This is a genomic window from Mesorhizobium sp. M7A.F.Ca.CA.002.04.1.1, assembly GCF_004022805.1.
In the GTDB taxonomy this organism is placed as follows: domain Bacteria; phylum Pseudomonadota; class Alphaproteobacteria; order Rhizobiales; family Rhizobiaceae; genus Mesorhizobium; species Mesorhizobium ciceri.
The window spans coordinates 21,632-27,775 of the sequence record NZ_RZPL01000005.1 but is presented as its reverse complement, the minus strand read 5'-3'; the positions used below and the strand labels follow the sequence as shown (position 1 = coordinate 27,775).

Annotated in this window: 7 protein-coding genes and 1 pseudogene; 2 read left to right on the top strand and 6 right to left on the bottom strand. The window is 58.1% G+C overall.

Annotated features, from left to right (window positions below):
* Together nifA and ENZ75_RS00675 are read left to right on the top strand one after the other, a co-directional pair.
* On the top strand, positions 1 to 955 hold a 955-nt coding region (gene nifA / locus ENZ75_RS00680; RefSeq protein ID WP_128277860.1), incomplete at its 5' end, for a nif-specific transcriptional activator NifA.
* 464 nt (positions 956 to 1,419) lie between these two features.
* A complete protein-coding gene (locus tag ENZ75_RS00675) occupies positions 1,420 to 1,986 on the top strand; it encodes a sugar O-acetyltransferase (RefSeq protein ID WP_024505228.1) in 567 nt (188 codons plus the stop codon).
* A 307-nt stretch (positions 1,987 to 2,293) separates the two neighbouring features.
* Here the strand turns inward: ENZ75_RS00675 and ENZ75_RS00670 are convergent, their stop codons facing one another.
* The 6 genes and pseudogenes from ENZ75_RS00670 to ENZ75_RS00645 all read right to left on the bottom strand — a co-directional run.
* Positions 2,294 to 3,187 (bottom strand): SIR2 family protein, encoded by an 894-nt coding sequence (locus tag ENZ75_RS00670; RefSeq protein ID WP_024505229.1) that lies wholly within the window; start codon positions 3,185 to 3,187, stop codon positions 2,294 to 2,296.
* A gap of 34 nt (positions 3,188 to 3,221) precedes the next feature.
* On the bottom strand, positions 3,222 to 3,434 hold the full coding sequence (nifT, locus tag ENZ75_RS00665) for a putative nitrogen fixation protein NifT (RefSeq protein WP_024505230.1): 213 nt from the start codon (positions 3,432 to 3,434) through the stop codon (positions 3,222 to 3,224).
* Positions 3,431 to 3,751: a nitrogen fixation protein NifZ gene (locus ENZ75_RS00660; protein WP_024505231.1), complete on the bottom strand. Its 321-nt coding sequence runs from the start codon at positions 3,749 to 3,751 to the stop codon at positions 3,431 to 3,433. Before ENZ75_RS00660 ends, nifT begins: the two co-directional genes overlap by 4 nt.
* Before the next feature lie 85 nt (positions 3,752 to 3,836).
* A complete protein-coding gene (locus ENZ75_RS00655) occupies positions 3,837 to 4,031 on the bottom strand; it encodes a 4Fe-4S binding protein (RefSeq protein WP_024505232.1) in 195 nt (64 codons plus the stop codon).
* A 29-nt stretch (positions 4,032 to 4,060) separates the two neighbouring features.
* The gene (nifB, locus tag ENZ75_RS00650) at positions 4,061 to 5,542 is read right to left on the bottom strand and encodes a nitrogenase cofactor biosynthesis protein NifB (RefSeq protein ID WP_063169393.1); all 1,482 of its coding nucleotides are present in this window, start codon (positions 5,540 to 5,542) and stop codon (positions 4,061 to 4,063) included.
* A gap of 273 nt (positions 5,543 to 5,815) precedes the next feature.
* Positions 5,816 to 5,902, bottom strand: a pseudogene (locus ENZ75_RS00645) (helix-turn-helix domain-containing protein); the annotation flags it as partial.
* Positions 5,903 to 6,144: the final 242 nt, after the last annotated feature.

Below are 6,144 nucleotides of genomic sequence, written 5' to 3'. Positions count from 1 at the left end.
GACTACGGTCCTGTTGCGAGGTGAATCCGGAACCGGCAAGGAGCTGGTTGCCAAAGCCATTCACGAGCTCTCGCCTCGCGCCAAGCAGCCCTTCATCAAGGTCAATTGCGCGGCGCTCACCGAGACGCTTCTGGAATCTGACTTGTTCGGTCATGAGAAGGGTGCCTTCACCGACGCGAGCAGTTTGCGCAAGGGGCGCTTTGAGGCTGCCGACAAAGGCACATTGTTTCTGGACGAGATTGGCGAAATATCAGGTTCGTTCCAGGCTAAGCTGCTGCGTGTCCTGCAGGAGCAGGAGTTTGAGCGCGTCGGCAGCAACCACACCATTAAAGTTGATGTTCGCGTGATTGCCGCAACGAACAGGGACTTGGAAACGGCAGTTCAACGCAAGGAGTTCCGGCAAGACCTCTATTATCGCATCAACGTCGTCACTTTACGCGTGCCGGCATTGCGCGAAAGGCGAGGTGATATTCCGCTCTTGGCCGCTCAGTTTCTCAAGAATTTCAATACTGAGAATGATCACACGCTGACCTTCGCTCCCGAAGCGATTGAGGTGCTAATGAACTGCGAATTTCCAGGTAACATCCGAGAGCTCGAAAACTGCGTTCAACGGACGGCAGTTCTGGCGACGGGTCCATCAATCCTCAGAACTGACTTTGCCTGTTACGCGGATCAGTGCTTGGCCGCGGCGCTGTGGAAGAACGGACAGCCGACGTCAGAGAAGTCGACTACGATCGAGCCTTCCGCCGCCTGTGCCGCCCCGCCCGTCGGCGACGGGCAAGCGCCGATAGGCCCTGCCACGACTCGTGGTAGGGTGCCCGATGCCGATACGGTCATTGCTGCCATGGAAAAGTGTGGCTGGGTGCAGGCAAAGGCGGCGCGCCTGCTCGGTTTGACCCCGCGCCAGATCGGCTACGTGCTGAGAAAACGCGGTATCGAGATCAAGCGTCTCTGAAACAACCCGCCGAGCAAGAGCTGGAGCAGGTCAAGCATTGGTGCTCTGGCGCCGAGCCCATCGGCCAGGCTTACGAAGTGGGTGTGAACAGCGCTGCCAAGATTCCGGCCGTGTGCTTTCTACCACCAGTCGTACTGGGGCTCTGCGACTGACAAACTAAAAAGGAGTAATCCTCTGGCGGGACCTGGTCGATACATTAGCTGATGGCTTACCGCTCGATATCACGCAATCTGAGATGGGCATGAAAGTGAGTTCGACCGCTGGACAGTTGCCGACTTCGTCAGGTATTGGCCCCTGCGACCGGTTGATCTCCGATATCCAAATTCTTGGAAGTTGGTCGAGACGAAACTGTCGCCCCGGCTCGTGACCGACCGCGCGCCCGGCAAGATCGAGTTACAAAGTTGCCGAGGCAGTTTGATGTGCGTTCCTGCATCACTGTACGGGACACGACCTGACGGGAGACTATGATGCGTAGCCAAAAAGAAAAGATGCTCGCAGGCGAGTTTTACAATGCGGCGGATCCGGAGATCCAAGCTGACCTGTTGGCAACCGGGGCTTGGCTCAAGCGGTACAATGATACGCTGGGGCAGACCACGGGGCATTGGCATGAGCTTTTGTCCGAGCGGCTGGGAGAGGTTGGGCGCGGAACGGTCATCCGTCCGCCCTTTTTTTGCGACTACGGATTCAATATCCGCATTGGAGCCAATGCCTACATCAACTTCAACTGCGTTATTCTTGACGTGGTAGAGGTCAAAATCGGGCAAGGAACGGCAATTGGGCCTGCTGTGCAGATTTATACCGCCGATCATCCACATGATGCCGAGCAGCGGCAGGCCGGCCTGCAGGTCGGGCGTCCTGTTCACATTGGCAGCCGTGTCTGGATCGGCGGTGGAGCAATCATTCTGCCTGGCGTCACGATTGGTGATAATGCAGTGGTAGGCGCTGGCTGCGTGGTCACACGAGATGTTCCCGCCGGGGCAAAGGTAGTGGGAATTCCTGCTCGCGTGGCCGACCCACATAAACAGGCATAATCAACCTCGTTGACCCTGGAGGTGCATGCGAACTGTCGAAACTGTGCCGAATTTTTGTCGAAGCCATTGAGCGCTGCATATGTTGTCGCGACTCGGGCGCTTCAGTTCTTTTGCCACGGGGGTCACAAGATCATGTGCGTAATGCCGCCGCAACGTGCTCACGTCCCGCAGCAGCGGACCCTTTCACATGGCCCAACGAATTCAGAGCCTACGTTGTGCTGCCACTAGCATTACTGCTCACGAATGTATTCCCAACTGAGTTTTCGCCCTTGGAGGCAAGCAGCGACTCACCAGCAATCGCCGGCCATTAATCCTGGCTAGCATCGACCCCGACGAGGCGAGCCGCGGCGTTGCGGATCGGCATGTCGATGACCGTGATTGCGCCTTCGGCAAGGAAACGACGTTCGTTTCTGGTCAGCGTAGCCGAATCGATCACCGCAAAATGTGGGCCAGTGGAGCGCTTCATCAGCTGTCTGGCATATGTGCGCAGCATCTGATCGTTGAAGCGGCAGCCCACGAAGAAAAAACCCCGGTTGACGCGCCGTTGCTTCACCGCGTCCGGGATCGGCGTCTGGATATCAATTTCGGTTAGGACTTCGACGTAATCGGAATCAGCCACGAGGAAGTTTGCCGCCGGCCTGACGCTGCCGTGCGGCGCATAGAGCACCGTCCTAGCCACTTGTTCGGCCTCGAGTTCTGTTCCTGACAAATCGTAAGTTCTCGTCCAGATGTTACCGATTCCGGTCGCGCGCGTCGTTCCTTGTATCTCGACAACGTCTGTTTGGCCGGCCTCTGCAAGGGCTGCTCGCATGGCGCCATCGTACCAGCTGTCGATGATGACAGACAGTTGAAGGGTTGCGAGCCAGGCGTGAAGAACGGTCGGCTCGGCGGGGGCTGCGAATATCTCCGCCATCCACGCTTGGAGAGTCCGACGATGTCGGCGCTGCTCGATAAACTGCGCGACCGACCACATATTGGTGCGAATCCTGGAAGGGGCAGGCGCCCGCTTGTTGAGGGCCGCGGCGACATCTTCAGGGGTGCAAGGTACAGGGGATTCCGGTGGGTTAAGCTGCAGAAGACCAGGACCGAGATAGGGGATCACTCGATCGGCCTTGAGAGCGCCGTTCAGCAGGTCAATCAGTTTTTTGGCAAAACTGCCCCGGACGACGACGAGATGGTCCCAGCTCAGCATCGTGTTCATACGCGTTTCCTCTCCGCCACTGAACCCACCGGCATCAGGCCCCGTCGGAAATCTTCATCGCCTCGACGGTGATCGGCAAACGCGTGTCGCGCGGAAGGTCGGGCAGCATGAGCCGCCAACCGTTCCTGAGCGTCACGGTCCCGCCCCATAAGTCAGCGTTCTCAATCTCGGTGATCGGCTCTTCGAGATCCTTCTTGGGGACATAAGCCGACAAGCCAGTAGCGGTCCTGCGAATCATTACTTTCATCCGGCTGTTCCCCCGTTGGAAATGCCTTCAGCTCCGCAGGGAACCTCGACTTTGTCGAGGCTAATGAGTTCGCGCGCTCGCATGCCGACGACCGTGCCACGATCGATCCATTCGACCGCATAGATGAAGAATTGCTGGAGAAAGGTTCCAATGTCGCGCACGTAGCCTTCGTCGCCCTTCCGCACGAGGTTTTCGCCGATCTCCTTGCCGGGATAGGTGCCGTCGTTTTTTATGTGGCGTATCGCACGGACCCGCTCACCCTGCATGAACCGTGGCGGTCTGCCGATTTCGACCTCCTGTTCGCGTCTGGACCACATGCTGTCCATTCCTTTCTCGAGGCTTTTGTTGTGGTCGCGGGTTGCAGGCGTCGTCGTGCGGCGAACCCGACCGTTTCGGTAGGAATCAAGCGGGAACGCAGGTTTTCGGTACCGGACAGACCGACACGCATTGCTGCGTATCGAAGGCCTCCTTGCATTCGGTGCACTTGTTTGGATCGATCACATAGGCGTCGCCCTTGAACTTGATCGCTTCCGAAGGACATTCGAACTCGCAGGCCCCGCATTGGGTACATTGGGATGCGATGATCTTTAAAGCCATTCTAACTCCTGGTTATCGGACGAGACGGCTCAGGCCGTCGCCGCTAGTGGTCTGATCCCAAACTCTGCCGCGTAAAGTGCGCTGACTGCGGTCTCGATGTAGTCATGGCCATAGGCGTCGGTTACGCGCAGTCCAACTCGCGAGAGTTGTTCCTTCGGGCGATTTCCGATCTTGGCGCATAGCACTATGTGTATGCCTTCGAGCGCTGCGATGACGCCCTCGAGGATGGCGTCTTCGCCCCCGCCTCCGAGGCAATACCGCTCGACCTTCCGATGCCCGACCAAGCTGATCCCTCTAGGCGAGACTTCATAAACCTGGAATTCCTTCGCGTGGCCGAAGTGTTCGTTGACCCGTCCACCTCCCTTAGTGGCCACCGCAACCAGAAGCGACTTTTCGGAGTCTGTTGCCTTGACCATACCGATGGCCTCGCTCCTCGCCGCCTCATGATCACGGCGCTCGTGTGCGACCACCTGCCGATAGGCCTGACGCTTGCCAGCATCGTAGGCGACATCGTCGGGAATACCGTCCAGCGTGAATTCCTGGCCACGATCTTCACCGAGCAGGCCGACAGCATCTGCCCGGCACTGCCGGCAGTGGCGCATCAACTTGGCGCCACCTTCAAGTCGATCCTGAAGAGCCATCATCTCCGTTGCCGTTGGGCCGCGCTGCCCGATGAGTCCGTAGTGGGTACCGTGCGCCGGGTCCGAAATCAGAGGCATCACGTTGTGCAGAAACGCGCCCCGCTCCCTGACCATTTTGTTCACCTCAAACAGGTGCTGGTCGTTCACTCCAGGAATCATCACCGAGTTGATTTTGGTGAGGATGCCGCGCGCGCTCAGCATCTCCAGGCCCAGCATCTGCCGCGCGTGCAAGATTCGAGCGGCTTCGATGCCGAAGTAGCGGCGATTTTCATAAAAGATCCATGGATAGATCTTCGCGCCGACTTCCGGGTCGACCATGTTGATGGTGATCGTCACGTGATCAACATTCATTTCGGCAAGCTCGGCGACATGGTCCGGCAGCACGAGCCCATTAGTGGAGACGCACAGCTTTATGTCGGGGATTTCCCTGATGACGCGGTCGAACGTTGCCTTCGTTTTCTCCCAATCGTAACAGGCATCCCCCGGCCCAGCGATGCCAAGAACCGAAAGCTGCGGAACTTTGTTGGCAACGGCGATGACCTTGCGTAGCGCTTGGTCGGGCGTCAACTTCTCAGACACAACACCAGGCCGGCTCTCGTTGGCGCAATCGTATTTGCGATTGCAATAGTTGCACTGGACATTGCAAGCCGGCGCGACCGCCACATGCATACGCGCGAAATAATGATGCGCTTCCTCCGAAAAGCAGGGGTGATCCTTGATCCTTTCCCAAATAGCCGGATCCTCTTCGCCCGGGCTGGTCGGCGACGAGCCGTAGGAAGACGATGCGCAGCCACCGGATTTCGCGGCTGCCAGAAGACCCTCGGATGTCGTGCTAGTCGGCCCCTCAATCGAAACTGTCGGTGAGGACATCAAACGGCTCCGTTGCTGGTAACGTCGCGGTTCAAGGTGCAAGAGCCATACCAACTGAAAAAAGCGGCTTCAGTTCACTATTCGGGTCGATATCGCATTGTGTCAGGCCGGCGCGACACAATTTTGTCCTGCTTGCGACAGTGCAAGTCCAAATCCGTTCAGAAGCACGAAGCACTCCTTGTCGCGCACAGGGCGCGCAAGACCACTGGCCTGACGATTGGCTCATCAGGCTCTTAGAAGTTCCTTCACCTCGATACTATGCCGGCGTATCGCCTAGCCGACTTGTCGCAGCTTGAGGCCGAGAATTCGAGCCGCATTAGCCTGAACCCAGCCGGCCTTCTCCATTGTGTCGATCAGCCGTCACGCTTCGTCCGCCGCGGTCCCAGCCCCCGTCCGGCCGTATCGTTAGAATCGCAAGTGGCCATCTCGTGTTCAGGCGGGCGCCGATGCGCCGAACCGGCATCGTGCTGGCCCGTGAGAGCTCGTCGATGACATTGCCACGTTCCGAAAGATTGGTTCCTTCCAGAGGAGAACGCCAAGCACGCAGTTCTCCGGCTCGCGGACGTTGCCGGGGAAATAGCATTGCGAGATCAGCTCAACTG